Below are 22,673 nucleotides of genomic sequence, written 5' to 3'. Positions count from 1 at the left end.
TGACAGGGGTAAGACCAGTTTGCCTGTCTTTTCTTTTATTTCTGAGCAGCCGGCATCTCTTTTTGAAGCTCGTCCAAAATGGCATTCGCCCCGTCTACACTGCGGCGCAGAGACCACACCGCACGGTCCACGTGGTATACATGCCCGTTTTTCACTGCCTTCAGTTTTTTCCAAAGGACATTTTTTTCGATCGGGCGTTTACCGTCGGCGTCGAGGTCATCTGTTTTTCCTGTCATCAGGATGATCACATCCGGATCTGTTTTCAGCAGCTGCTCCAGTGTCATTTTCATATTCACAGAGTCGCCGCCATTGCTTGAATCGCTATTGCCTGACGTACTGATTGCATAACGATAGCCGACCTGTGTTAAAAGTCTTGATGTAAAGAAGTTTTCATCCCTGGCCATAATCGTATCATTTGTATTTCCGATCAAAAGCACGGACTGGCTGTTCGCGCTGATTTTCTGCTTTGTCTCGCTAAGCTTTTCTTCATGCGCCGTCAGCTTTTTCTCCATTTCCTTCTCCTTGCCGACTGCTTTTGCAATCGTAAGCGAAGCGTCAATTGTATCCTGATAATCAGCATTTAAATTATTAAGCGCAATCGTCGGCGCTATTTTTTTCAGCTGATCGTACACCTTCTTATGCCGAGTCGTGTCAGCAATAATTAAATCGGGTTTTAATGAAGCGATTTTTTCCATGCTTGGCTGTGAGCGAGTGCCGACAGATGTGTAGCCGTCAATTTTCTTCAGCACATCCTTGTTGATCAGCTGCTTCGCTTTGTTGTCATCGGCAACCCCGACAGGCGTAATGCCGAGATCAAGCAGTGTATCAATAAAACCTAGCTCAAGAACAACAACCCGCTTCGGATGCTTAGGTACATTTGTCTTCCCTAAATCATGTGTTACCGCCACTTTATGTTCTTTACTGTTTTGATTGCCGCTTGAAGACGAGCAAGCAGCCGTTAAGACAGAAAGAAGTAAAACTGTAAGAATAATCAGTGTTTTTTTCATATGTTCCAGTCTCTCCTGTTGGTAGTTTCTATGGTTAAGATGTCCAAGAGTAGTATAACACGGAATGAGAATCATTATCACCAATTATTTTTTAAATGAGAAGAGAAAGTTCGGCTTACAGGAAAATCTTGTTTCACGACACAGCAGTTCAGCAGCTGATCATCCTGTCCACAAAAAAGCTTGCAGAAAAATAACATTCTCTGCAAGCTGATCCTGTTAAAGCTTCACAATCACTCTTCCTTGAATGCGATTTTGCAAAATATCTTTTAACGCACCCGGCGTTTCTTCCAATGATACTTCCCTGTCCACGATGGTCAGCAGCTGATCAGGCTTGAGATCAGAAGACATGCGCTCCCAAACAGCGGCTCTGACGTCCATCGGACAGTATACTGAATCGATTCCGAGCAGGCTTACTCCGCGAAGAATAAAAGGATACACCGTTGCCGGAACTTCTCCTCCGCCGGTTAAGCCGCTCACTGCGACAGATCCGCCGTATTGAATTTTGCTTAAAAGCGAGGCAAGCTGTTTTCCGCCGACTGGATCAACCGCTCCCTGCCATTGCTGCTTGGACAGCGCCTTAAGCGTTCCGTCATAGACATCTTCCCTGCTGATTACTTCGCTTGCACCGAGCTGTTTCAAATAATCAGCCGCCTCCCGGTTTCCGGTGCTTGCCACCACATCATAGCCCCGCTTGTTCAGCATCGATACCGCAATTCCGCCGACACCGCCGGTTGCTCCTGTGACTAGGACGCTGCCTTTTTCCGGAGACAGACCGTTCTGTTCAAGCCGATGCACTGATAACGCCGCAGTAAATCCCGCCGTTCCGTACACCATCGCTTCTTTTAACGAAAGATTCTGTGGCAAAGGCACCAGCCAGTCACCAGGCACCGAAGCGTATTCACTTAATCCGCCATCACGTGAGACACCGAGCTCATAGCTTGTCGCGATCACCTCATCCCCCTCCGCAAAACGCGGATGATTGGAAGAGACGACCGTACCCGCAGCATCGATGCCTAAAATAAGCGGATACTCTCTGACAATATTGCCTCCTGCTTTTCCGGCCAGACCATCTTTGTAATTGATGCCGGAATAAGCAACTTTAATCAAGACACCATCCTTCGGCAAATCCTCTGTTGATATGGTTTTCACATGGACTGAAACATCATCGGCATTTTTTTCAGCCTGCAATGCTTGAAATAACGTTGACATTCGGCACACTCCTTTTCATTTCTATCGTAACCGAAGAACGTTCAAAAAACCAAATCATCAAGCCGCCATTTTCACTTCGCCGGCACATTCAGACGATAATGGACAAATCCGGTATCCTCTTCATAGCCGTTTTGCTCATACAAGCTTCTTGCCTTCCGGTTGTGGTGCTCAGTCTGAAGTGCTAAACATTTTGCCCCCCTGCATAAAGCAGCCGGCCACCGGCTCCCTTTGTACGCGCCTGAGGAACGACAAATAAGTCATTTAATATGTAGATCCTTTTCATTGACACAGAAGAAAACGTTGGATAGAGCTGGGTAAAGCCTATGAATTCTCCATTTTCTTCTGCTATCAAAATAACAGACTCGTGATTTTCCAAACGAGCTTTCAAAAAAGCCTCTGCCTCTTGCAAATCAGATGCCTGTCTATAAAATTCCCGATATTGGTTAAACAACGGCGCAATGGCGACCGCATCTGATGTCTTTGCTTGGCGAATGTTCATCTCATTTCTTCCTCCCTCTCAATAATTTTTTCATTCTATCCCTTTTCTGTAAAGTTTATTTTTCAGAATACTTTTATCATCATGCTTTGAAAAAATATCACGATAATATCCATTGTTCTCACGGAAGCATATGCAGGTCATTTGAACGAATTTTTTCGACAGAAATTTGCCGGGACTCAGGAGCATTTAACCTAAAAAAGCATGACATTTCAGCATAATGAACATTTACTCATGTCTATTTTCGTTCTTTTCTGTATGAAAATAGTTATTTCGAGTCTCTACGGAAATAGCGAGAGATGATATACCTAAATAGAGATAAAATCATCTCAAAAAAATGGGTCTACTAAAATATTATTCCATCTATTACAATAAATTCACAGAATAGTCTTTTAAGTAAGTCTACTCTGAATTTTTTAAAAGGAGAGGGTAAAGAGTGAGAAGCAAAAAATTGTGGATCAGCTTGTTGTTTGCGTTAACGTTAATCTTTACGATGGCGTTCAGCAACATGTCTGCGCAGGCTGCCGGAAAAAGCAGTACAGAAAAGAAATACATTGTCGGATTTAAGCAGACAATGAGTGCCATGAGTTCCGCCAAGAAAAAGGATGTTATTTCTGAAAAAGGCGGAAAGGTTCAAAAGCAATTTAAGTATGTTAACGCGGCCGCAGCAACATTGGATGAAAAAGCTGTAAAAGAATTGAAAAAAGATCCGAGCGTTGCATATGTGGAAGAAGATCATATTGCACATGAATATGCGCAATCTGTTCCTTATGGCATTTCTCAAATTAAAGCGCCGGCTCTTCACTCTCAAGGCTACACAGGCTCTAACGTAAAAGTAGCTGTTATCGACAGCGGAATTGACTCTTCTCATCCTGACTTAAACGTCAGAGGCGGAGCAAGCTTCGTACCTTCTGAAACAAACCCATACCAGGACGGCAGTTCTCACGGTACGCATGTAGCCGGTACGATTGCCGCTCTTAATAACTCAATCGGTGTTCTGGGCGTAGCGCCAAGCGCATCATTATATGCAGTAAAAGTGCTTGATTCAACAGGAAGCGGCCAATACAGCTGGATTATTAACGGCATTGAATGGGCCATTTCCAACAATATGGATGTTATTAACATGAGCCTTGGCGGACCTTCTGGTTCTACAGCGCTGAAAACAGTCGTTGATAAAGCCGTTTCCAGCGGTATCGTCGTTGCTGCCGCTGCCGGAAACGAAGGTTCGTCCGGAAGCTCAAGCACAGTCGGCTACCCTGCAAAATATCCTTCCACTATTGCGGTAGGTGCGGTAAACAGCAGCAACCAAAGAGCTTCATTCTCAAGCGCAGGTTCTGAGCTTGATGTGATGGCTCCTGGCGTATCCATCCAAAGCACACTTCCTGGAGGCACTTACGGTGCTTACAACGGCACGTCCATGGCGACTCCTCACGTTGCCGGAGCAGCAGCGTTAATTCTTTCTAAGCACCCGACTTGGACTAACGCGCAAGTCCGTGATCGTTTAGAAAGCACTGCAACATACCTTGGAAACTCTTTCTACTATGGAAAAGGGTTAATCAACGTACAAGCAGCTGCACAATAATAGTAAAAAGAAGCAGGTTCCTCCATACCTGCTTCTTTTTATTTGTCAGCATCCTGATGTTCCGGCGCATTCTCTTCTTTCTCCGCATGTTGAATCCGTTCCATGATCGAAGGATGGCTGCCTCTGAAAATCTTCACAAGCACCGGAGGATCAACCTGGCTCAGCCCCGTCACGGCCAAATCCTGAAACGTTTTAACAGCGGCTTCTCTGTTCTCTGTCAACTCGATCCCATACTGGTCAGCCTTATTCTCCTGATAACGCGAGACAGCATTAGAAAAAGGCGTAACCGCAAAGCTCAAAACAGAAAACAAAAGCAATAACAGCGGAAGTGCCGCAAGATCATGCCGCCCTTCTAAATGAAACATGCTGCGGGTTAGGCGAACCGTCCGCTTGTAAAGCTTATCAATGACATAAAATCCGGCGAGCGACACGAGCAAATAGCCAGCCAGACCGATGTAAACGTGCTTCATGACATAATGGCCCATTTCGTGGCCCATAATAAACAGAATTTCTGAATCGTCAAGTTTGTTCAGCGTCGTATCCCACAATACAATCCGTTTATTGGCCCCAATTCCTGTAACATAGGCATTCAGCGCATTTGTTTTTTCTGACATGTTCACTTCATATACATGGTCAGCCGGAATATTGGCTTCATCTGCCAGCTCTAAAATTTTGCTTTCAAGCTCTTTGTTTTTCAGCGGATAAAAATCATTGTATAAAGGATCGATAATGACCGGCTGAATAAAAAACAGAAACAGCGAAAACGGCACTGTTAACAGCCAGGCGTATAACCACCATTTTTTTTCATGCCTTTTGATCAGCCAATAAAATACGAGAACGCAAAGCGTAAAGATTGGAAAGCTGATCCAAAAGCTGATAACCTGATCCTTAGCCCAGCTGGCCGTAGTCTGTGTGGAAATGTTATAGTCAAGCGATACTTGATAGCCTATCCAATCTAAAGGCAGCGTCACCAATGTTGTAATCAGCGAAAGCACAAACACAAAACCAACGGTCTGCAAAAAGCGAAAAGGCACGGCCGCTTCCATCCATTTCTTGATTTTCTTTGAAACACCGCTGACCAGCAGAACAAAAAACAGAAACCAATCAAGTGGTACCCCGATAAAAAATAAAAAATTCTTGACATTCGAATACTGCTCGGCCACTGCCAACTCAGACGGCTTCATGAAAGAAGCCGGATCAGCCTGCGTCCCTTTTACGGCTTCCGGTATTGCGGAATCACCCGACAGGAAAAAATACCAATAAAAAAACAGCCCGTACAGCACGTAAGCAAGTCCTGCTGCCGCAATCCACTTGCGCATAACGCCTCACTCCTCACATCAACCCGTTACTTCTATTGTAATCATAAATTCAAATTCTTAGAACCAAGCTGTGTTCCGCACTTTTCCACCCTTTTAAGCATGGAAAGCCCGATCGCTGGGAAAACTAACAATGTTTGGAGTGATGCAAATGAAAAAAATAGTGGCAGCCATCGTGGTAATCGGTCTTGTGTTTATAGCATTTTTTTATCTTTACAGCCGATCAGGCGATGTGTATCAATCGGTAGACGCGGATTTGATCACACTGTCTTCAAGCGGCCAGGAAGATATCGAGATTGAAAAAAGACAGCACGTCAAAGATATGCTGGATATTATGAATCAGGGAAAACAGGTGAAGACAGAAAAAACATCAGCCCCTGATTACGAAGGGACAATCAAGTTTCATAAAGACCGGTATGACTCATTCAGACTATGGATTGACGGCAGCCAGCAAGCCGTTTTTTTGAAGGATGGCACATACTACAAATTAAGCAAAAATGATACAAAGGCGCTGCTAAATATTATGAAAAAAGAAGCAAAGGATTGAAAATGAAAAAGCGAAGCTAACCGCTTCGCTTTTTCCATTTTATTGGGGCAAAATATCTCTCAGTGCCCGTCTGAGCATTTTCCCCGTCGCATTTTTCGGAATATCGTCAAGAAACGTAATGGCAGCAGGCCGCTTGTACTTTGCCAGATGCTTTTCACAGTGCTGCATGATATCCTCTTCTGTTACCCCAGAGCGTTTCGGCACCACATATCCCTTTACCGCTTCCCCGCTTTGGGGGTCCGGCACGCCGATGACAACCGCCTCCTTGACGTCCGGATGGCTGTACAGCACCTCCTCTACCTCCCGCGGATACACATTGTATCCTCCTACAATGATCATGTCTTTTTTCCGGTCAACAATGTAAAAATAGCCGTCCTCATCCCGTCTTGCCAAGTCCCCCGTATAAAGCCACCCGTCTTTTAATGCATGCTCTGTTTCCATCGGCATTTTATAATAGCCCTTCATCACATTGGGGCCTTTCACGATCAATTCGCCGACCTGGTGAGCGGGAAGCTCGCGTCCGAGCGGATCTACGACCTTGTTTTCGACATGTAAGATACTTGTCCCGATGGAGCCCGGCTTTCTGCCCCTGTCAAACGGGTTAAAGCACGTGACGGGTGATGCTTCCGAGAGCCCGTAGCCTTCCAAAATGGTAACACCGAATTTTTCTTCAAACGCCGTCAGCAACGCGACTGGCATGGCCGCGCCTCCCGAAATGCACAGCCGGATGGAAGAAAAATCATCTTTCTTTCCGTTTTCATGCTGAAACAAGTAGTTATACATTGTAGGCACACCGGCAAAAATGGTAGCCTGCTGCTGCTTAACAAGCTTAAAAACAGATGCCGGACTGAATTGAGGCTCAATCAAGACAGTTGCGCCGCTCATCAGCGGTGCATTCATGCAGACAGTTAAACAAAACACGTGAAACATGGGAAGAGCGCAGACCACATTGTCCCTCTCATCCATTCCCAAATAGCCTGCAACATCGTTGGCATTGCTGTACAAATTCTGATGAGTCAGCATCGCGCCTTTCGGTTTTCCAGTCGTTCCTGACGTATATAAAATAACCGCGGTATCATCAGGGACAAGTTCTTGGTTTTGTTTAGCGGCAGATGTCGGCCGCAATATTTTTGCAAACGTTGTCATTTTCATCCTGACCTCTGGGTCCGCAGCTTCCGGCTCCTCCTCCCCCGTCTGGCATAAAATGACGAGCTCAACCTTTGGCAGCGACTCATGCATGCTCTCATAAAGCGGCAAAAGCTGGCTAACGCCCACGATTGCCTTTACATCGCCATTTGTCAGCATATAACCAATTTCTGTCGGCGTGTACAACGGATTGATGGGAACAACCACGATCCCAGCTTTTAAAGCGCCAAAAAACGCGATGATAAAATCAGGCGAATTGCCAAGCAGCAAAGCTAAATGGTCCCCTTTCTCCATACCGGCTTCCTGAAGGCCGTCCGCAAATCGCTGAATATATTCATTCAGCTCTTGATACGTCATCATGTGATCTTTAAACCTGCATGCGATGCTGTCGGGCTTCTCAGATGCTGTTTCTTCCAATTTTGAAACAAGATTCATTCTCCCACCCCTTAAAGTGAATGAATAGTCATTCATTATTGAAGCCAAGCTTTCTCCTCCATTATAGAGAAACAGAAAAAAACACTCAAGAGCAAAAAGCCCTGAGTGTCAGTACTGTCATAGTTTCTTCAATGCTTCGGCAATCGGCGTATCTCCTTCTGTCAGATCAAAGGCCCGATTTTCCGTATTCTTCTCATCTAAAGAGGCAATGACCGTTTTTGCAACGTCATCACGAGAAATAAATCCCCGCTCCAGATCCTTCGCTGCTGAAACAGTTCCCGTTCCAGGCTCATTGCGAAGGCCTCCCGGACGGATAATCGTATAGGTTAAACCGCTCGCTTCCAGAATTTTATCAGCATAATGCTTGGCCACATAATAAGGCTTGAGTGCCTCATTCCAATTTTCACGGTTATGGGCTTGCAGGGCGCTGACCATAATAAACCGTTTGATACCGGCAATGTCCGCAGCTTCAATGGCTTTCGCCGCTCCATCGAGATCCACCAGCAGTGTTTTATCATAGCCTGTGCTGCCGCCGGAACCAGCTGTGAAAATGATCGCGTCACAGCCTTTTGCCGCAGCGGCGATTTCTTCCGGGCTGCCCTCCAGATTCGCAAGCACAGCTTCTGCACCGGCAGCTTCAAGAGACGCTTTCTGTTCTTCTTTTCTGACCATCGCTCTGATGGAATGATCAGGATTATCTTGGAATAAAGAGACGAGTCTTTGCCCGATTTGTCCGTTCGCTCCGATTAAAAACACTTTCATGTGAATCCCTCCTGCCTCCATTATTTCAAAAACACAACCGCTCTTTCAAACGATGTGTTTTGCCTTAATAAATCAGATCAAGGAAATCCTCTTTCGTAATGTTCCCAAAGTAATGCTTGAGATTCACACCTTCGAGCACATCAGCGATGACGCTGCGTTCGTATTGTTTTCCGACCAGCAGGTTTTCAATTTCAGATACATCACCGACACCGAAGAAATCTCCGAAGATTTTGCAGTCCTCGATTTTGCCTTTCTTGACTTCCAGGCGCAAATCGATCGATCCAACCGGATAACGTTTCGAATGATTAAGGTTAAATTTTGGTGAGCGGCCGTAGTTCCAATCCCAATTCTGATAGCGCTCTTTCGAAATTTGATGAATGGTCTCCCAATCTTTTTCCGTCAGCTTATACTCCGGCACGTTTCCAATGTCGTTTGTGTTAAAAATATGGCGAAGCAAATGGCTGCGGAATTCTTCGGTGGTCATTTTATCATCGAGAAACTCACTGATGTTTGCCACTCGGCTTCTGATCGATTTGATGCCTTTTGATTCAATTTTATCCTTTTTCACCTTTAATGCTGATACAACATGATCAATGGCTGAATCAAACATGAGGGTGCCGTGGCTGAAAATACGGCCTTTCGTTGCAAACTGAGCGTTTCCGGATATTTTCCGGCCATCCACTACAATGTCGTTCCGGCCGCTTAATTCAGCTTCAACCCCAAGCTGATGTAACGCCTGAATCACCGGCTCAGTGAATTTTTTAAAGTTATGAAAGCTGTCACCGTCATCCTTGGTAATAAAGCTGAAGTTCAAGTTCCCCAGATCATGGTACACAGCGCCCCCGCCTGATAAACGGCGGACGACGATAATCCCGTTTTCCTCAACATATTTTGTATTGATTTCTTCTATTGTATTTTGGTTTTTTCCAATGATAATAGACGGTTGATTCACATAAAAGAGCAAATATTGCTGTTCAGGGTCTAAATGCTTTACACAGTACTCCTCGATAGCAAGATTGATCCGCGGATCATTGATATTTTGATTGTCTATAAATAACATGGTGCTCCTCCTTTATCCTTCCCACACAAAACCTGATTTCGCAATATTCACTTCTCCGTTAAAAACGGTTTTCGCTTCTTTGCGAAGGTTGTCATGCACGCCAAAATGCGGCAAATGGGTCAGCAGCAGTTCTCCCGCTCCCGCTTCTTTTGCAATGCGCCCGGCTTCCAGGCTGTTCATATGGCCTGCACTTGTTCCGTCTTGATCGGCATAAAAATTGCATTCTGAGATCAATAAATCAGCATCTTTCGAAAACGGTATAAATGAATCCTGATAGCTGGAATCAGCAGTATAAACGACAGTGTGGCTGCCGTCAGTAATCCGCATGGCATAGCACGTCACCGGGTGAATCGTTTTTAAAAAGGTGATCGTAAACGGACCGGCAGTCAACGGCTGATCCGGCTGATAGGCGATCCCTTTCGTATGTGTTTTATATGTAAGCTTTTGAAACTGTTCTATATCAGCATCATGTCCGTAAATCGGAAGCGTATGATCTCCTTTGCCGAGAAACGAACCGACTTGCTTGGCAAATTGCAGCGGCCCGATATCAGCGATATGGTCATGGTGATAATGAGACAGAACGACCGCATCCAGCTTTTCCGCCGGCACATATCCGAACAGCTTAGACAAAACGGCACTGCCGCAATCAACAAGCAGAGAGTAATCACCTGACTGAAACAAATAGCCTGACGTCGCTTCATTTGCGGCCGGAAAACCGCCATAGCATCCGATAACTGTAACTTTCATAATGTCCTCCTATCTTTTCAAAAAAATTGATCCTCCTTCAATATACCCATTTTTCTTGAAAAAAGCATGTTTTAAACATTGTATCAAAACAGTTATTGATTTTTGTAATCTGTTATATTACAATGAGATCACTACAAAGGGGAAAGAGGGATTGGTTATGCTGGGGAAAATCACAGAATTTTTTAGAAACCTGCCTTCGAAAAAGTGTGCGGAATGCGGAAAAAAGATAGAAGAGCAGCATGAGTGTTATGGTAATATCTGCAATGACTGTATAAAAGTAAACGATTTGTAATGAGCGAAAATCCCGCGCCTTACGCGTGGGATTTTCTTATTTTTTCACATATCTCTTAATTTTGAAATAATAGTCAGGTTAGGTCAAAGCTCACCTGTTTTTAGATAATTCTGGTGATTATCATAATGTCATTGAATATTCTTTATTTTCGAAATATAATTTACTATAGACGAATTGATTTCTTATCTATTATAATTTGATCTAATAGTGAGATTAAATATATGTCTATTCATGATATATGTTGATACTTTGTTTTTTGGGAGGTAATCTATGAAAAGAATTAGGTTTGGATTAGCCACACAAATATTCGTTGGACTTATTCTAGGTGTCATTGTTGGCGTCATTTGGTATGGCAACCCAGCATTGCCTACTTACCTGCAGCCAATCGGGGATCTCTTTTTACGCTTAATCAAAATGATAGTGATTCCTATTGTTGTCTCCAGCTTAATCATCGGTGTAGCCGGTGCAGGAAATGGAAAGCAAGTCGGTAAATTAGGCTTCAGAACGATTCTGTACTTCGAGATCATCACGACTTTTGCCATTATTCTCGGACTAGCCCTTGCAAACATCTTCCATCCGGGTACAGGAGTTAATATACACGAAGCTCAAAAATCGGACATCAGTCAATATGTTGAAACTGAAAAAGAACAAAGTAATAAATCAGTGGCGGAAACGTTCCTCCATATTGTGCCGACAAACTTCTTCCAGTCATTGGTCGAAGGGGATCTTCTAGCCATCATCTGCTTTACAGTACTATTTGCATTGGGTATTTCCGCGATCGGTGAAAGAGGCAAGCCTGTATTAGCCTTTTTTGAAGGTGTATCCCATGCCATGTTCCACGTTGTAAACCTTGTGATGAAAGTGGCGCCATTCGGCGTTTTCGCTCTTATCGGAGTGACTGTGTCTAAATTCGGACTCGGTTCTCTTATCTCTCTCGGAAAGCTCGTCGGATTGGTTTATGTCGCGCTTGCTTTCTTCTTAATTGTTATTTTCGGGATTGTCGCAAAAATTGCCGGCATCAGCATCTTCAAGTTCCTTGCTTACATGAAGGACGAAATCTTACTGGCGTTCAGTACGTCCAGCTCTGAAACGGTTCTTCCGCGCATTATGGAAAAAATGGAGAAAATCGGATGTCCGAAAGGCATTGTTTCCTTTGTTATTCCGATCGGTTACACGTTTAACTTAGACGGTTCCGTTCTCTATCAATCTATTGCCGCACTCTTTTTAGCACAGGTATATGGCATTGATTTGACGATTTGGCACCAAATTACGCTTGTGCTCGTCTTAATGGTGACATCTAAAGGGATGGCTGCCGTGCCTGGTACATCTTTTGTTGTCTTGCTTGCAACGCTTGGCACCATCGGCGTTCCGGCTGAAGGACTTGCCTTTATTGCCGGCGTAGACCGCATCATGGATATGGCACGTACAGTTGTCAACCTGACTGGTAACGCGCTTGCTGCCGTTGTGATGTCTAAATGGGAAGGCATGTTTAATCCTGCGAAAGCAGAAACTGTTATGTCCCAATCGAAAACAGAACAAAACGCAACCATTTCTGGTTAATGAAAAGCCTGCGGGGTTCTTGCCCCGCAGGCTTTTTTTAATCTTTAACAAGCACAAACAGTTCTGTAATCAAAACAGTATCCTCATTCAGCTCCAGTTCACCGCTTTTGATCAGTTCCGCCCATGCCATCTGATGATCCTCTTGAAACTCCTCAATTCGGTCTCCATTGCCCTCTCCTTTGACTAACCTCATATCAGGAGCACCAAAGGTGGTTTCAAAGACATCTGTTACTTTTATATTGCATCTTGGATTGTCATGTTTATCATAAACGGTAACAAGCTGACCCGCTGTTTGATAAACGTCCCTCAATTCATCTTTTGAATACAATGATTTCGGCGCGCACGTGGCGGTTTTTTCTCCGGCAAGGATCTGCTGAATCAGCTGTTCTCCCAACCCGTCATCACCTTCCCAGCCGAATGTGCTTTTCAGCTTATAAATCTTCATTGGTCCCCCCCCTTATACCATTGGTGACTGTACATAGTAATACAGAAGCTTAGCGGTATGGCGAAGAGATGATTTATGGGTGCGTTCAAATGCATGGGAAGCGTCAATTCCCGGCCCTATGAGGCCATGCACAATATCATGCCCGGATTTGATCGCTGCTGAAGCATCAGACCCGTAGTACGGATATATATCAAGCTTATAGTCAATATGATGCTTCTCGGCTAATTGAACTAAATGCTTTCTGAGCTGATAATGATACGGCCCGCTCGCATCCTTCACACAGATTGATACTGAATATTCATCTGTCGCCTGCCCGTCACCGATAGCGCCCATATCAACCGCCAAATATTCAACTGTTTCAGGAGGAATATTCGAATTCCCGCCGTAACCGATTTCTTCATTATTGGAAATAAGAAAATGGGTTGTATACGGCAGCTCAATGTCTTCTGTTTGAATTTCATGAATTAAGCGGAGCAATAAGGCGACGCTTGCTTTGTCATCCAAATGGCGCGATTTAATAAATCCGCTTGATGTGATCTCGACACGTGGATCAAACGACACAAAGTCTCCGACGCCAATGCCAAGCTCCTCCGTATCTTTCCGGCAGTGAACAGGTTCATCTAGGCGGATCTCCATATTCTCTTGATTTCGCTCAGCCTTTCCCGCGTCTTTGTATACGTGCACAGACGTTTGATGCATTAAAATTGTGCCTGTGTACGTTTTTCCCGAGGCGGTTTCAATTTGGCAATACTCCCCCTCAATTGAGTTGTAGCGGAACCCGCCGATTAAGTCAATTTTCAGCCGGCCGTCCGCTTTAATCTCCTTCACCATAGCGCCGAGGGTGTCAACGTGCGCTGTCAGCATGCGATGCCGGGATGTCTCGAGTCCTGGAAGCGTTGCTATTAAGCCGCCCTTGTGGTTCCGAACCGTTTCTACCTTCCATTCTTTTAAAAGGCTTTCAATATAATTGATCACCTCATATGTATTTCCTGTCGGGCTTGGGATTGATACCAGTTCTTTAATGAGCTCCATCGTTTTACGTACAGACGTCATAGGGCATTCCTCCTTTTATTTTCTACTTAAAATATACTCTTTTCCCGAGGGACCCGTCCAATCTTTTCCTATCAATCTCTCATATGCTGTAGAGAGCATGGGAAGAGGAGGGATTTCTATGTGCTGTCGTCATTCACATGAACAGAAATGTCGTTGTCACGATTGGTTCGATGATTTTTGGTTCTTTGACGAGTGGTTCGATAAAGATTTCCACGACCATTGCAAGAAAAAGAAAGAATGCCATGACCCTTGCGAGAAGAAGAAAAAGAAACACCATTGTTTCTCTTGTAAAAAACACAGACATTCTTGCTGTCATTGCTAAAGACTGAATCAGAAATATTCTGATGACCCATGCTTAATGAATATTTCCATTCACATGTTTCCAAGCGGGCATTGCTGCTGCTTGGACCTTTTATTGAAACACCCTTTTTGCTTTTACAATCCAATAAACTGATAAAGCCGCTATAAGAGCAATAATGATTTCAACAGCTGCAGCATGCTCTATGATTCCTCTCTGATATAAAACCGCCGGTACATTAAAGAGCGCATGTAAAAGAATAGAATACAGCAAAAACAGCGGCCGGCGGCTTTTAACCGCGTACAAAACAAGCAGAGACAGCCCAATTTGGACGGCAATGGCACTGATTCTTTCTATTCCGCCCAGCATCCATTCATACGAAGGAGTATGCAGCAGCTGCTCCTGTATCGGCAAAAGCGCCTGTTTGACGTCGCCATTGACTAAAAGCTGTTCAAACGTCCCGCTATTGATTGCAAATGCGTATACAATAAGTGAGATAGAGGACAAACCTGTAATCAGGATGGCTTCAAGCCCGCCATGGCCTGCCCCGAAAGCCAGACCATCCGCCCAGGTATGATGGCGCTTCATAAAAAATCGCATCATCATATACCTTCCGCACTCCTCAAAAATTCCGGCCATCAAGCAGCCGTAAATGCCATACCATAATGGATGTTGCATCGCTTCTTTCGTCATTTCATTCACTTGCAGTACATAAACATGAACGCCGCCTTCCAGCAGCTGAGCGAAGACAAAAAACGTGAGAGCGCCAATAAAAAACACTTTAAGCGAGGCGCCATACTTTCGCTTAAACCATACAATCAGCCCGATTGGCAACAGAAACGCAATAGCCCCGGATAATGCCAAAAAGACTACTGCTTCTTGACTGACCATTTTTCAGCCTCCTTTTTCTTTTTCATAGATTCCCTATTCTACACTTCTCTTTTTTTGTAAAAAAACCTTCTTTTTAGTACCAGATACTAATATCTAGTGTTATAATCTGACCATAAGGAGTGATTCATATGTCAAAAGCAAAAATTACAGCTATCGGCACCTATGCGCCGAGCAGACGTTTAACCAATGCAGATTTAGAAAAGATCGTTGATACCTCTGATGAATGGATCGTTCAGCGCACAGGAATGAGAGAACGCCGGATTGCGGATGAACATCAATTTACCTCTGATTTATGCATAGAAGCGGTGAAGAATCTCAAGAGCCGTTATAAAGGAACACTTGATGATGTCGATATGATCCTCGTTGCCACAACCACATCCGATTACGCCTTTCCGAGTACGGCATGCCGCGTACAGGAATATTTCGGCTGGGAAAGCACCGGCGCGCTGGATATTAATGCGACATGCGCCGGGCTGACTTACGGCCTCCATTTGGCAAATGGATTGATCACATCTAGCCTTCATCAAAAAATTCTCGTGATCGCCGGAGAGACGTTATCAAAGGTAACGGATTATACCGATCGAACGACATGCGTTCTGTTCGGCGATGCCGCGGGTGCGCTGTTAGTGGAACGAGATGAAGAGACGCCGGGATTTCTTGCGTCTGTACAAGGAACAAGCGGGAACGGCGGCGATATTTTGTATCGTGCCGGACTGCGAAATGAAATAAACGGTGTGCAGCTTGTCGGTTCTGGAAAAATGGTGCAAAACGGACGCGAGGTATATAAATGGGCCGCAAGAACCGTCCCTGGCGAATTTGAACGGCTTTTACATAAAGCAGGACTCAGCTCTGATGATCTCGATTGGTTTGTTCCTCACAGCGCCAACTTGCGCATGATCGAGTCAATTTGTGAAAAAACACCGTTCCCGATTGAAAAAACGCTCACTAGTGTTGAGCACTACGGAAACACGTCTTCGGTTTCAATTGTTTTGGCGCTCGATCTCGCAGTGAAAGCCGGGAAGCTGAAAAAAGATCAAATCGTTTTGCTTTTCGGATTTGGCGGCGGATTAACCTATACAGGATTGCTTATTAAATGGGGAATGTAACAAAAAAAAGAACTTGTTTCCAAGGAAACAAGTTCTTTTTCTTTATGAAGCCGGCTGTTCTTCTGATGATTCTTCCTTCCGGCTTAACATTGTAAAGTAAGTAATGCTTAGTGCAATCATGACGAGGGCGATGCCGATTAAGACGCCGGCCATCTGCCACATGTAGCCAAAGTCACCGTTTGAAATGACTGCTCTGAATCCGTTAATGCTGTAGGTCATCGGCAATGCGCCATGGATGACTTGATAGAAATTCGGAAGCAATTCAAGCGGGAAGGTTCCTCCGCTCGCTCCCAGCTGCAGCACTAAAATAATGACTGCGATAAATCGCCCCGGGTTGCCCATCGTTGTAGCCAAAAATTGAATTATCGCCAGGAAAGCGAGACTCGTAATGATCGTAAACACGTAAAATCTCCACGTGCTCTCTACCTCGAGACCAATTCCCAATAGCAGAACCGTCGCCACAATCAATGATTGAATGATTCCTACAAGCATCATGACATTGAATTTGCTGAAGAACCACTCAAAACCGTTTCTCGGACGTCCTGACGCTTCCTTCAGCGGGAAGACAACCGTCAGCATGATGCCGCCGACATATAAGCCCATTGACAGGATATAAGGTGTCAGCCCTGTACCGTAGTTAGGAACGGAATGAATGGCATCATCTTTGGTTTTAACTGGATCTGCAAACATGCCATATGTTTGATCATCAGCATCGATATCTCCTGTTTGGTCAGCCGCATCCTTCAACTTACTAGACAGCTCTCCTGTGCCGTCCAACAGCTTGCCTAAACCTGTATCAAGTGATGCAGATCCGTCTGCAAGTTTTGATGATCCGCTTTGGACCTGTTTAGACCCGTCTAACAGCTTAAACAATCCGCCGGATACTTGGCTGCTTCCTGTCACCAATTGCTCTGAGCCCGCTTTTGCTTTTGCGAACTGCTTATTATATTCACCGATGCCCGCTGTCAGTTTAGTTTGGCCATCTGTCAGCTTCTGTGAACCATTGTATATCTTATCAGCTCCCTCAGTTAATCTGTCAATTGCATCTTGGATTGTTTTTGCGCCGTTATAAAGCTTAGATGTAGCTTCCGGCATGGCTTTCACCTGCGCCACCTGCGCTTTCACGTCTTCAAGAGAGCTTTTTATCGTTGCGATGTCAGGCAGCTGATCAGCTGCAGGTAGCTGGCTTAATATTTGATCAAAATCAGGCGTATCAACTTGCGAAAGCTTTTTCTCAACAGAATTAATCAGCTGGCTTTTTTGCTCTGCTGTTAAGAAATCACTCGAATTGATGACATTTTTAAATGTCTGATCACGGTTTTTCAAACTGTTTTCAAAGTCAGTCAGCTGTTTTTTGAATTCTTTCATTGCAGTTTCTGACTTTTCCAGATTGTTTACAGCAGTTTCAAGCTTCGTTAAATCGAGCGCATTAATGAGCTTTTCCGCTTTTGCTGCTTTCTCAGAACCTTCTTGGGCTTTACTGTTAAGCTGATCCAGCCCGTTAGTCAGATTAGGCGCACCCTTCTGCACATTTTGAAGTCCGGCAAGAAGTTCATTCATCTTGCTTGTCAGCTCGCCTGATCCTGCTGCAAGTTGACTAGATTTATCATAAATCTGGTTGCTGCTGTCCTGGAATTTCCCAAGCGAGCTGTCAAGTGATTGGATGCCGCTCGTCACCTGAGCCGCTCCATCTGCAAGCTGCGCTGTTTTGTCACTGATGGTAGCGGTGCTTTCCTTCAGCTTCGCCAGATTTTCTTTCAGCTGGGCGCTTCCGTTTTTCGCATCCTTTGTGCCGTCATCAATTTTTTTCGCGCCGCTGCTCGCGTCGCTCAAACCTTTTGCGATATCTTTAAAGTTATCAAAAATAACTTTCGTATATTGCTCGGTCACTTCTTTTGAAACAGAGGCTTTCAGTTTATCAATCGCTTTTTCGCCGATCGTTGCCCCTACATAGTTGGACCCTGCATTTGTATGGTATTTCAGATCCAATTTTTTCGGATTTTTGTCTAATACAGTGCTGGCATTCTTAGAAAAATCCTCAGGAATCTCGACAACTAAATAATATTTTTGATTCAATAAGTCCTTTAACGATTGGTCGAGATCATTGGTAAAATGCCAATCAAAGTTGTTATTATCCTTTAATTCTTTGACCAGATCATCACCGATTTGAAGTTTTTCTCCTTCATACGTTGCTCCCTTGTCTTGGTTGACGACAACGACAGGCAGCTGGTCAACTGTGCCGTACGGGTCCCAATAAGCCTTTAAGAATACGCCGCTGTAAATAAGCGGGACAAACAAAATGGCAATGATGGGAATCAATAATTTTTTACTTGTTACGATGTCTTTCCACTGACTTCGTATTGTGTTCATCCTGATGCCTCCATTCTAAAACTGACTCATCATGAAAAATGGTCATTTTCTTGCAAAGAGAAAGGATTATCTAGTTCGCTGACAATCCTTTGACAACATACAATTCAAGCAGTCCCGCAATTGTCTCTTTATCAAGCGGGGGGTGTTGTTTTTCCCAGTCAAAAATGAGCGCGATATAAAGCTTCAGCATCACAAAGGCTGTCAGCTCAGGGTCGCACGGCTTGATTGCGCCGCTTTTGATCCCGTCTTCAATCTTACTTTTGATATAAGACAGTATGGCTCGCTCCATTTTCTGGATCACTTCCTGAACTGCCATTGTACCAATCTCGGCATTCTCTTGGAAAATTTTAATCGTCAGCTGATGTGTTTTCCTGAACTCCAGAATGGCAAACAGCGCTCTGTGCACATTTTCATGGAACGGAAGGTTCGGCTCCATCGCTTCATCCGCTTTTTGCTTCATTTCCTTTAATAAAGTAGTGAAAATCTCGTCAAACAGCTCTTCTTTGTTTTTGAAAAAAGTATAAATGGTTCCCTTCCCCACGTTCGCAAGTTTTGCGACAAGATCCATTGTCGTCGCTTTATACCCGAACTGCGTGAAAGACTTTGTAGCCGCCTCCAAAATGAGCTTTTTTCGATCTATTGACATTGTATTCACCTCGAAACTGACCGTTTGAACATTTTAGTCATTAAGTACATATGCAAATGTATCATAACCTGCCGTTCAATTCAATCATTTTTTACACAATATTGCCATTGCACATCAAAAACCTCCGCGATAAAGCGGAGGTTTTAGCTGAATAAATAGGTAAGCGCGTCAGACACGGCAGCTTTTCCTTGATCAATGCAGTCGGGAATGCCGACACCTTCGAAAGAAGCGCCTGTCATATAAACACCCGGATACGCAGATGCAAGTGCTTCACGCAGCTCCTTGATACGCTGCTTATGGCCGACATGGTACTGCGGCATGCTTTCATGCCATCGGGTGACACATGTCATTTCCGGCACGCCGTTTATGTTCATGACTTTCTTTAAGTCTTCTAACACAATGTTGATAATGTCATTATCTGATAGATCGACAATGGATTCGTCTCCGGCTTTTCCGACATATGCCCGAAGCAGCGTTTTGCCTTCCGGCGCTGCGTGCGGCCATTTTTTATTCGTCCACGTACAGGCTGTGATCGCAAAGTCACTGTTTCTTGAAATGACAAAACCCGTGCCCTCATGCTCCATTTGGACGGAGCCTTCAGGGAAACCTAAAGCGACGTTTGCCACGGATGTGGAGTGCATATTTTTCAAATGAGAAATGGCAGGAAGCTCAGAAAGCATTCCCGCAGCCGCTTTATGCGGAGCAGTCACAATTACTGAATCAGCATAAAATGTGACGCCGTTATCAAGTTCGAGCGAATAGCCAGAGCAGCTATGGCTGAGCTTGGTCACTTTTGTGCCTTTATACACCTTCGTCAGCTTTAACTGCTTTTCGATCTCTTCTACAAGGGTCTGCAAACCGGTTGACAGAGTCTGGAACTGCCCTTGTTTTTTTGCCGTCAGCTGCTGGCCTGAGCCTTGAGGCCTTGTTTTTTTCATGCCGAGAATCAGGCTTCTATGCTTTTGTTCCGTCTGGTAAAATTGCGGGAATGTCGACATCAGGCTGAGCTTGTCAATGTCGCCTGCGTAGATCCCTGATAGAAGCGGCTCGATTAAGTTCTCGACCACTTCATCTCCGACACGTCTGCGGAAGAATTCTCCCAATGACTGATCATCCTTTGTTTTGCTAGCAGGCAGGATGAAATCCATAGCAGCTCTCGCCTTCCCAGACAAAGAAAACAGACCCGTAGAAACAAACGGCGCAATTTTTGTCGGTATCCCCATTACAGCGCCCTTCGGCATTGGATGCAGAGTGCGGTTTACAAGCACATAGGATTGTCCGGTCGCATTGTTGACAAGCAAATGCTCAAGACCTAAGTCTTTAACAAGCTGCGGGGCGCTTTTCTTTCGTTCCAGAAATGAGTCTGGCCCTCTTTCGATGATATAGCCGTCCTTCTTGACAGTCTGGATTTTTCCGCCGACTCTCGGACTTGCCTCAACAAGCGTCAGTTCAAGCGGCAGATTCTTTTCTTTGATTTCTTTTTCCATATAGAAGGCGGCGGCTAAACCGGTAATGCCGCCGCCGATGATGACTACATGTTTTTTGCCGTCACTCATGTTCATCGCCTTCTTTAACGTCCTAATTTTTTTAATACGACTGTTGCCAAAGCATCAATAAATTCAGGCTTGGCATTTGGCATTTCCGGCCGGTAATAGCTTGCGCCGATATCGTCAGTAACCACTTTGCATTCATAATCATTATCATAAAGCACTTCTAAGTGATCCGCGACAAATCCAACAGGAACATATACAAATGCTTGATAGCCTTTTTGTTCGAATAAATCACGTGTTAAATCCTGAACATCGGGTCCGAGCCAAGGATCAGGCGTGTTCCCTTCACTTTGCCAGCCGACAGCATATCCGGAAACGCCTGCGCCTTCAGCAATTAATTTCGCCGATTCATGCAGCTGGTCCGGGTACGGGTCTCCAAATTCTTTGATTTTTTCCGGCAGGCTGTGTGCGGATACGATGAGCATCGCGTTTTCTCTTTCATCCTCAGGCATTGACGCATATGTTTCCTTCACTCGGTCAACCCAATATTTCACGAACTTCGGTTCATCGTACCAGCTTTCAACTGACGTAATCGTTAAGCCGCCGAGTTTTTCAGCCTCTTCTTTGGCGCGTTTGTTGTAGGACTGAACGCTGAACGTGGAGAAATGCGGCGCCAGCACGATGCTGACTGCTTCTGTAATGCCATCCTTATGCATCTCTGCTACGGCGTCTTCAATAAACGGCTCGATATGCTTCAGTCCGATATACGCTTTAAACGTAATCTCATCCTGAATTTCATTCAAGTGCTGTTCCAGATTATGCGCCTGCTCTTCTGTGATTTTGGCAAGCGGTGAAATGCCGCCAATCGCTTCGTATCTGTCTTTCAAATCTTGAAGCATTTCAGGTTCAGGCTTTCTGCCTCTTCTGATATGTGTATAATAACGTTCAATATCTTCTTCCTTATAAGGCGTGCCGTACGCCATCACGAGAAGCCCCATTTTCTTTCTACTCACTGTTTACACCCTCTTTAATGATCTGATACAAACATTTTGACAGGATATCATTAAGATACCAAAAGATATGCTTAGGAATATTGACCCATTTTTTTGTTTTGTGAATATTCATGGACAAATGCTGTCAGTTTTTTCAAAACCTCGGGGCTGACATCAGGAAATACCCCATGGCCAAGATTGAAAATGAAGCCGTCTGATTTCATACCCTGATCAAGTATTTCCTTTGTTTTCTTCTCAATCACTTCCCATGGCGCAAGCAAAATGGACGGGTCCAGGTTGCCCTGCACTGTTTTAGTAATTCCTTTTGATCTGGCTTCAGCAATGCCGAGTCTCCAGTCAAGCCCGACAACATCGAGAGGAAGATCATGCCAATCACCTGCAAGATGGCTTGCGCCGACGCCAAACATGATCAGCGGCACATTCTCCTTTGCGAGCTCTGAAAAAATCCGGTTCATTACGGGTTTGATGTATGTTCTGTAATCTGCCTGATTCAGCGCGCCGACCCACGAATCAAAGATTTGAATCGCTTTTGCGCCTGCTTTAATCTGCGCTTTCACATACACGATGATCATGTCGGCAAGCTTGGACATCAGCAGATTCCATGCATCTGGCATGCTGTACATGAAAGCTTTTGTTTTATTGTAGTTTTTCGACGGGCCGCCTTCGATCATATAGCTTGCAAGCGTAAAAGGCGCACCTGAGAAACCGATGAGCGGGACGTTCAGCTGCTCATTGACAAGCAGTTTAATTGTCTCAAGCACGTACGGCACGTCCTGTTCCGGATCAATTTGGCCGAGTTTTTCAATGTCCGCCAGAGACCGGATTGGCTGATCAATCACAGGACCGATCCCGTTTTTGATTTCAACATCCACACCGATTGACGGCAGCGGCGTCATGATATCTTTATAAAGGATTGCAGCATCGACTCCGTATTGCTCAACCGGCAGTCTTGTGACATACGCACAAAGTTCGGGCTGATGTGTGATCTCAAACAATCCGTACTTTTCCTTCAGCTTGCGGTATTCCGGCTGTGAGCGCCCTGCTTGCCTCATATACCACACAGGCGTGTGATCCGCTTTTTCTCCCCGCGCAGCTTTTAAAAACGTCTCGTTAAACGTTTCTCGTTTACTCATCTGATTTCCACCTTTCATACGGCAACCATACGTTCGTATTTCTTGACTTATTACACTATACCTTGTTTT

At 44.8% G+C, this 22,673-nt stretch carries 21 protein-coding genes and 1 pseudogene; 5 read left to right on the top strand and 17 right to left on the bottom strand.

What is annotated here, in order from left to right:
• Positions 1-35 precede the first annotated feature (35 nt).
• The 3 genes and pseudogenes from NYE53_RS05665 to NYE53_RS05655 all read right to left on the bottom strand — a co-directional run bounded on the left by NYE53_RS05665 (position 36) and on the right by NYE53_RS05655 (position 2,715).
• Positions 36-1,007 (bottom strand): ABC transporter substrate-binding protein, encoded by a 972-nt coding sequence (locus NYE53_RS05665; RefSeq protein WP_339247673.1) that lies wholly within the window; start codon positions 1,005-1,007, stop codon positions 36-38.
• Between the two features lie 216 nt (positions 1,008-1,223).
• On the bottom strand, positions 1,224-2,216 hold the full coding sequence (locus tag NYE53_RS05660) for an acryloyl-CoA reductase (RefSeq protein ID WP_339247670.1): 993 nt from the start codon (positions 2,214-2,216) through the stop codon (positions 1,224-1,226).
• A 71-nt stretch (positions 2,217-2,287) separates the two neighbouring features.
• Positions 2,288-2,715, bottom strand: a pseudogene (locus tag NYE53_RS05655) (GNAT family N-acetyltransferase).
• A 433-nt stretch (positions 2,716-3,148) separates the two neighbouring features.
• Between NYE53_RS05655 and aprE the strand changes: the two are divergent.
• Positions 3,149-4,294 (top strand): subtilisin AprE, encoded by a 1,146-nt coding sequence (aprE, locus tag NYE53_RS05650; protein ID WP_015715621.1) that lies wholly within the window; start codon positions 3,149-3,151, stop codon positions 4,292-4,294.
• 38 nt (positions 4,295-4,332) lie between these two features.
• Here aprE and NYE53_RS05645 read toward each other — a convergent pair whose 3' ends face one another.
• The gene (locus NYE53_RS05645) at positions 4,333-5,613 is read right to left on the bottom strand and encodes a M48 family metallopeptidase (RefSeq protein WP_086343660.1); all 1,281 of its coding nucleotides are present in this window, start codon (positions 5,611-5,613) and stop codon (positions 4,333-4,335) included.
• Positions 5,614-5,761: 148 nt separating this feature from the next.
• Between NYE53_RS05645 and NYE53_RS05640 the strand changes: the two genes are divergently transcribed.
• The gene (locus NYE53_RS05640; protein ID WP_332276384.1) at positions 5,762-6,157 is read left to right on the top strand and encodes a hypothetical protein; all 396 of its coding nucleotides are present in this window, start codon (positions 5,762-5,764) and stop codon (positions 6,155-6,157) included.
• A 39-nt stretch (positions 6,158-6,196) separates the two neighbouring features.
• Here the strand turns inward: NYE53_RS05640 and lcfB are convergent, their stop codons facing one another.
• The 4 genes from lcfB to NYE53_RS05620 all read right to left on the bottom strand — a co-directional run bounded on the left by lcfB (position 6,197) and on the right by NYE53_RS05620 (position 10,307).
• Positions 6,197-7,738, bottom strand: coding sequence for a long-chain-fatty-acid--CoA ligase LcfB (gene lcfB / locus NYE53_RS05635; RefSeq protein ID WP_339247667.1), 1,542 nt, complete (start codon positions 7,736-7,738; stop codon positions 6,197-6,199).
• Between the two features lie 117 nt (positions 7,739-7,855).
• On the bottom strand, positions 7,856-8,500 hold the full coding sequence (locus NYE53_RS05630) for an SDR family oxidoreductase (RefSeq protein WP_049140680.1): 645 nt from the start codon (positions 8,498-8,500) through the stop codon (positions 7,856-7,858).
• A 64-nt stretch (positions 8,501-8,564) separates the two neighbouring features.
• Entirely contained in the window at positions 8,565-9,560 is a 996-nt protein-coding gene (lplJ, locus tag NYE53_RS05625) for a lipoate--protein ligase LplJ (RefSeq protein ID WP_014479356.1), read from the bottom strand.
• A gap of 12 nt (positions 9,561-9,572) precedes the next feature.
• On the bottom strand, positions 9,573-10,307 hold the full coding sequence (locus tag NYE53_RS05620) for an MBL fold metallo-hydrolase (RefSeq protein ID WP_103803947.1): 735 nt from the start codon (positions 10,305-10,307) through the stop codon (positions 9,573-9,575).
• A 157-nt stretch (positions 10,308-10,464) separates the two neighbouring features.
• Here NYE53_RS05620 and yhfH point away from each other — a divergent pair, with 157 nt between their 5' ends.
• Together yhfH and gltT are read left to right on the top strand one after the other, a co-directional pair.
• A complete protein-coding gene (gene yhfH / locus NYE53_RS05615) occupies positions 10,465-10,599 on the top strand; it encodes a protein YhfH (protein ID WP_003244802.1) in 135 nt (44 codons plus the stop codon).
• 270 nt (positions 10,600-10,869) lie between these two features.
• Positions 10,870-12,159 carry a glutamate/proton symporter GltT gene (gene gltT / locus NYE53_RS05610; protein WP_339247664.1) on the top strand — a complete coding sequence of 430 codons (1,290 nt, stop codon included), beginning with the start codon at positions 10,870-10,872 and terminating at the stop codon, positions 12,157-12,159.
• Between the two features lie 37 nt (positions 12,160-12,196).
• Here gltT and NYE53_RS05605 read toward each other — a convergent pair whose 3' ends face one another.
• The 4 genes from NYE53_RS05605 to NYE53_RS05590 form a co-directional block, all read right to left on the bottom strand.
• Positions 12,197-12,604 (bottom strand): ASCH domain-containing protein, encoded by a 408-nt coding sequence (locus tag NYE53_RS05605; protein ID WP_047182373.1) that lies wholly within the window; start codon positions 12,602-12,604, stop codon positions 12,197-12,199.
• Positions 12,605-12,616: 12 nt separating this feature from the next.
• Positions 12,617-13,657 carry a M42 family metallopeptidase gene (locus NYE53_RS05600; protein WP_339247660.1) on the bottom strand — a complete coding sequence of 347 codons (1,041 nt, stop codon included), beginning with the start codon at positions 13,655-13,657 and terminating at the stop codon, positions 12,617-12,619.
• Positions 13,658-13,790: 133 nt separating this feature from the next.
• Positions 13,791-13,955: a hypothetical protein gene (locus tag NYE53_RS05595; RefSeq protein ID WP_170295641.1), complete on the bottom strand. Its 165-nt coding sequence runs from the start codon at positions 13,953-13,955 to the stop codon at positions 13,791-13,793.
• A 114-nt stretch (positions 13,956-14,069) separates the two neighbouring features.
• Positions 14,070-14,846 carry a YhfC family intramembrane metalloprotease gene (locus NYE53_RS05590; RefSeq protein ID WP_072173858.1) on the bottom strand — a complete coding sequence of 259 codons (777 nt, stop codon included), beginning with the start codon at positions 14,844-14,846 and terminating at the stop codon, positions 14,070-14,072.
• Between the two features lie 128 nt (positions 14,847-14,974).
• Between NYE53_RS05590 and fabHB the strand changes: the two genes are divergently transcribed.
• Positions 14,975-15,952 carry a beta-ketoacyl-ACP synthase III FabHB gene (fabHB, locus tag NYE53_RS05585; RefSeq protein WP_251186884.1) on the top strand — a complete coding sequence of 326 codons (978 nt, stop codon included), beginning with the start codon at positions 14,975-14,977 and terminating at the stop codon, positions 15,950-15,952.
• A 42-nt stretch (positions 15,953-15,994) separates the two neighbouring features.
• On the opposite strand, the gene NYE53_RS05580 is transcribed toward fabHB, so the two are convergent.
• The 5 genes from NYE53_RS05580 to hemE form a co-directional block, all read right to left on the bottom strand.
• The gene (locus NYE53_RS05580) at positions 15,995-18,322 is read right to left on the bottom strand and encodes a YhgE/Pip domain-containing protein (RefSeq protein WP_339247656.1); all 2,328 of its coding nucleotides are present in this window, start codon (positions 18,320-18,322) and stop codon (positions 15,995-15,997) included.
• Positions 18,323-18,392: 70 nt separating this feature from the next.
• Positions 18,393-18,968, bottom strand: coding sequence for a TetR/AcrR family transcriptional regulator (locus NYE53_RS05575; protein ID WP_014479348.1), 576 nt, complete (start codon positions 18,966-18,968; stop codon positions 18,393-18,395).
• A gap of 143 nt (positions 18,969-19,111) precedes the next feature.
• Positions 19,112-20,524 carry a protoporphyrinogen oxidase gene (hemY, locus tag NYE53_RS05570; RefSeq protein ID WP_339247654.1) on the bottom strand — a complete coding sequence of 471 codons (1,413 nt, stop codon included), beginning with the start codon at positions 20,522-20,524 and terminating at the stop codon, positions 19,112-19,114.
• Positions 20,525-20,538: 14 nt separating this feature from the next.
• Positions 20,539-21,471, bottom strand: a complete 933-nt coding sequence (gene hemH, locus NYE53_RS05565) for a ferrochelatase (protein ID WP_339247653.1) — start codon at positions 21,469-21,471, stop codon at positions 20,539-20,541.
• A 71-nt stretch (positions 21,472-21,542) separates the two neighbouring features.
• On the bottom strand, positions 21,543-22,604 hold the full coding sequence (hemE, locus tag NYE53_RS05560; protein ID WP_251186882.1) for a uroporphyrinogen decarboxylase: 1,062 nt from the start codon (positions 22,602-22,604) through the stop codon (positions 21,543-21,545).
• Between the last annotated feature and the right edge of the window lie 69 nt (positions 22,605-22,673).

Origin of the sequence: Bacillus sp. FSL R5-0523, assembly GCF_037975295.1 — a bacterium.
Lineage (GTDB): Bacteria > Bacillota > Bacilli > Bacillales > Bacillaceae > Bacillus > Bacillus subtilis.
This window is presented reverse-complemented; position numbering and strand designations above follow the sequence as displayed.

Bases quoted from the DNA above. Each gene is read 5' to 3' on its own strand.
- NYE53_RS05630 (WP_049140680.1), bottom strand. From the start codon at position 8,500: ATGAAAGTGTTTTTAATCGGAGCGAACGGACAAATCGGGCAAAGACTC.
- yhfH (WP_003244802.1), top strand. From the start codon at position 10,465: ATGCTGGGGAAAATCACAGAATTTTTTAGAAACCTGCCTTCGAAAAAG.
- lcfB (WP_339247667.1), bottom strand. From the start codon at position 7,738: ATGAATCTTGTTTCAAAATTGGAAGAAACAGCATCTGAGAAGCCCGAC.
- hemE (WP_251186882.1), bottom strand. From the start codon at position 22,604: ATGAGTAAACGAGAAACGTTTAACGAGACGTTTTTAAAAGCTGCGCGG.
- NYE53_RS05580 (WP_339247656.1), bottom strand. From the start codon at position 18,322: ATGAACACAATACGAAGTCAGTGGAAAGACATCGTAACAAGTAAAAAA.
- NYE53_RS05640 (WP_332276384.1), top strand. From the start codon at position 5,762: ATGAAAAAAATAGTGGCAGCCATCGTGGTAATCGGTCTTGTGTTTATA.
- NYE53_RS05660 (WP_339247670.1), bottom strand. From the start codon at position 2,216: ATGTCAACGTTATTTCAAGCATTGCAGGCTGAAAAAAATGCCGATGAT.
- NYE53_RS05645 (WP_086343660.1), bottom strand. From the start codon at position 5,613: ATGCGCAAGTGGATTGCGGCAGCAGGACTTGCTTACGTGCTGTACGGG.
- NYE53_RS05620 (WP_103803947.1), bottom strand. From the start codon at position 10,307: ATGAAAGTTACAGTTATCGGATGCTATGGCGGTTTTCCGGCCGCAAAT.
- fabHB (WP_251186884.1), top strand. From the start codon at position 14,975: ATGTCAAAAGCAAAAATTACAGCTATCGGCACCTATGCGCCGAGCAGA.
- NYE53_RS05665 (WP_339247673.1), bottom strand. From the start codon at position 1,007: ATGAAAAAAACACTGATTATTCTTACAGTTTTACTTCTTTCTGTCTTA.
- gltT (WP_339247664.1), top strand. From the start codon at position 10,870: ATGAAAAGAATTAGGTTTGGATTAGCCACACAAATATTCGTTGGACTT.
- NYE53_RS05590 (WP_072173858.1), bottom strand. From the start codon at position 14,846: ATGGTCAGTCAAGAAGCAGTAGTCTTTTTGGCATTATCCGGGGCTATT.
- NYE53_RS05600 (WP_339247660.1), bottom strand. From the start codon at position 13,657: ATGACGTCTGTACGTAAAACGATGGAGCTCATTAAAGAACTGGTATCA.
- NYE53_RS05605 (WP_047182373.1), bottom strand. From the start codon at position 12,604: ATGAAGATTTATAAGCTGAAAAGCACATTCGGCTGGGAAGGTGATGAC.
- NYE53_RS05575 (WP_014479348.1), bottom strand. From the start codon at position 18,968: ATGTCAATAGATCGAAAAAAGCTCATTTTGGAGGCGGCTACAAAGTCT.
- hemY (WP_339247654.1), bottom strand. From the start codon at position 20,524: ATGAGTGACGGCAAAAAACATGTAGTCATCATCGGCGGCGGCATTACC.
- lplJ (WP_014479356.1), bottom strand. From the start codon at position 9,560: ATGTTATTTATAGACAATCAAAATATCAATGATCCGCGGATCAATCTT.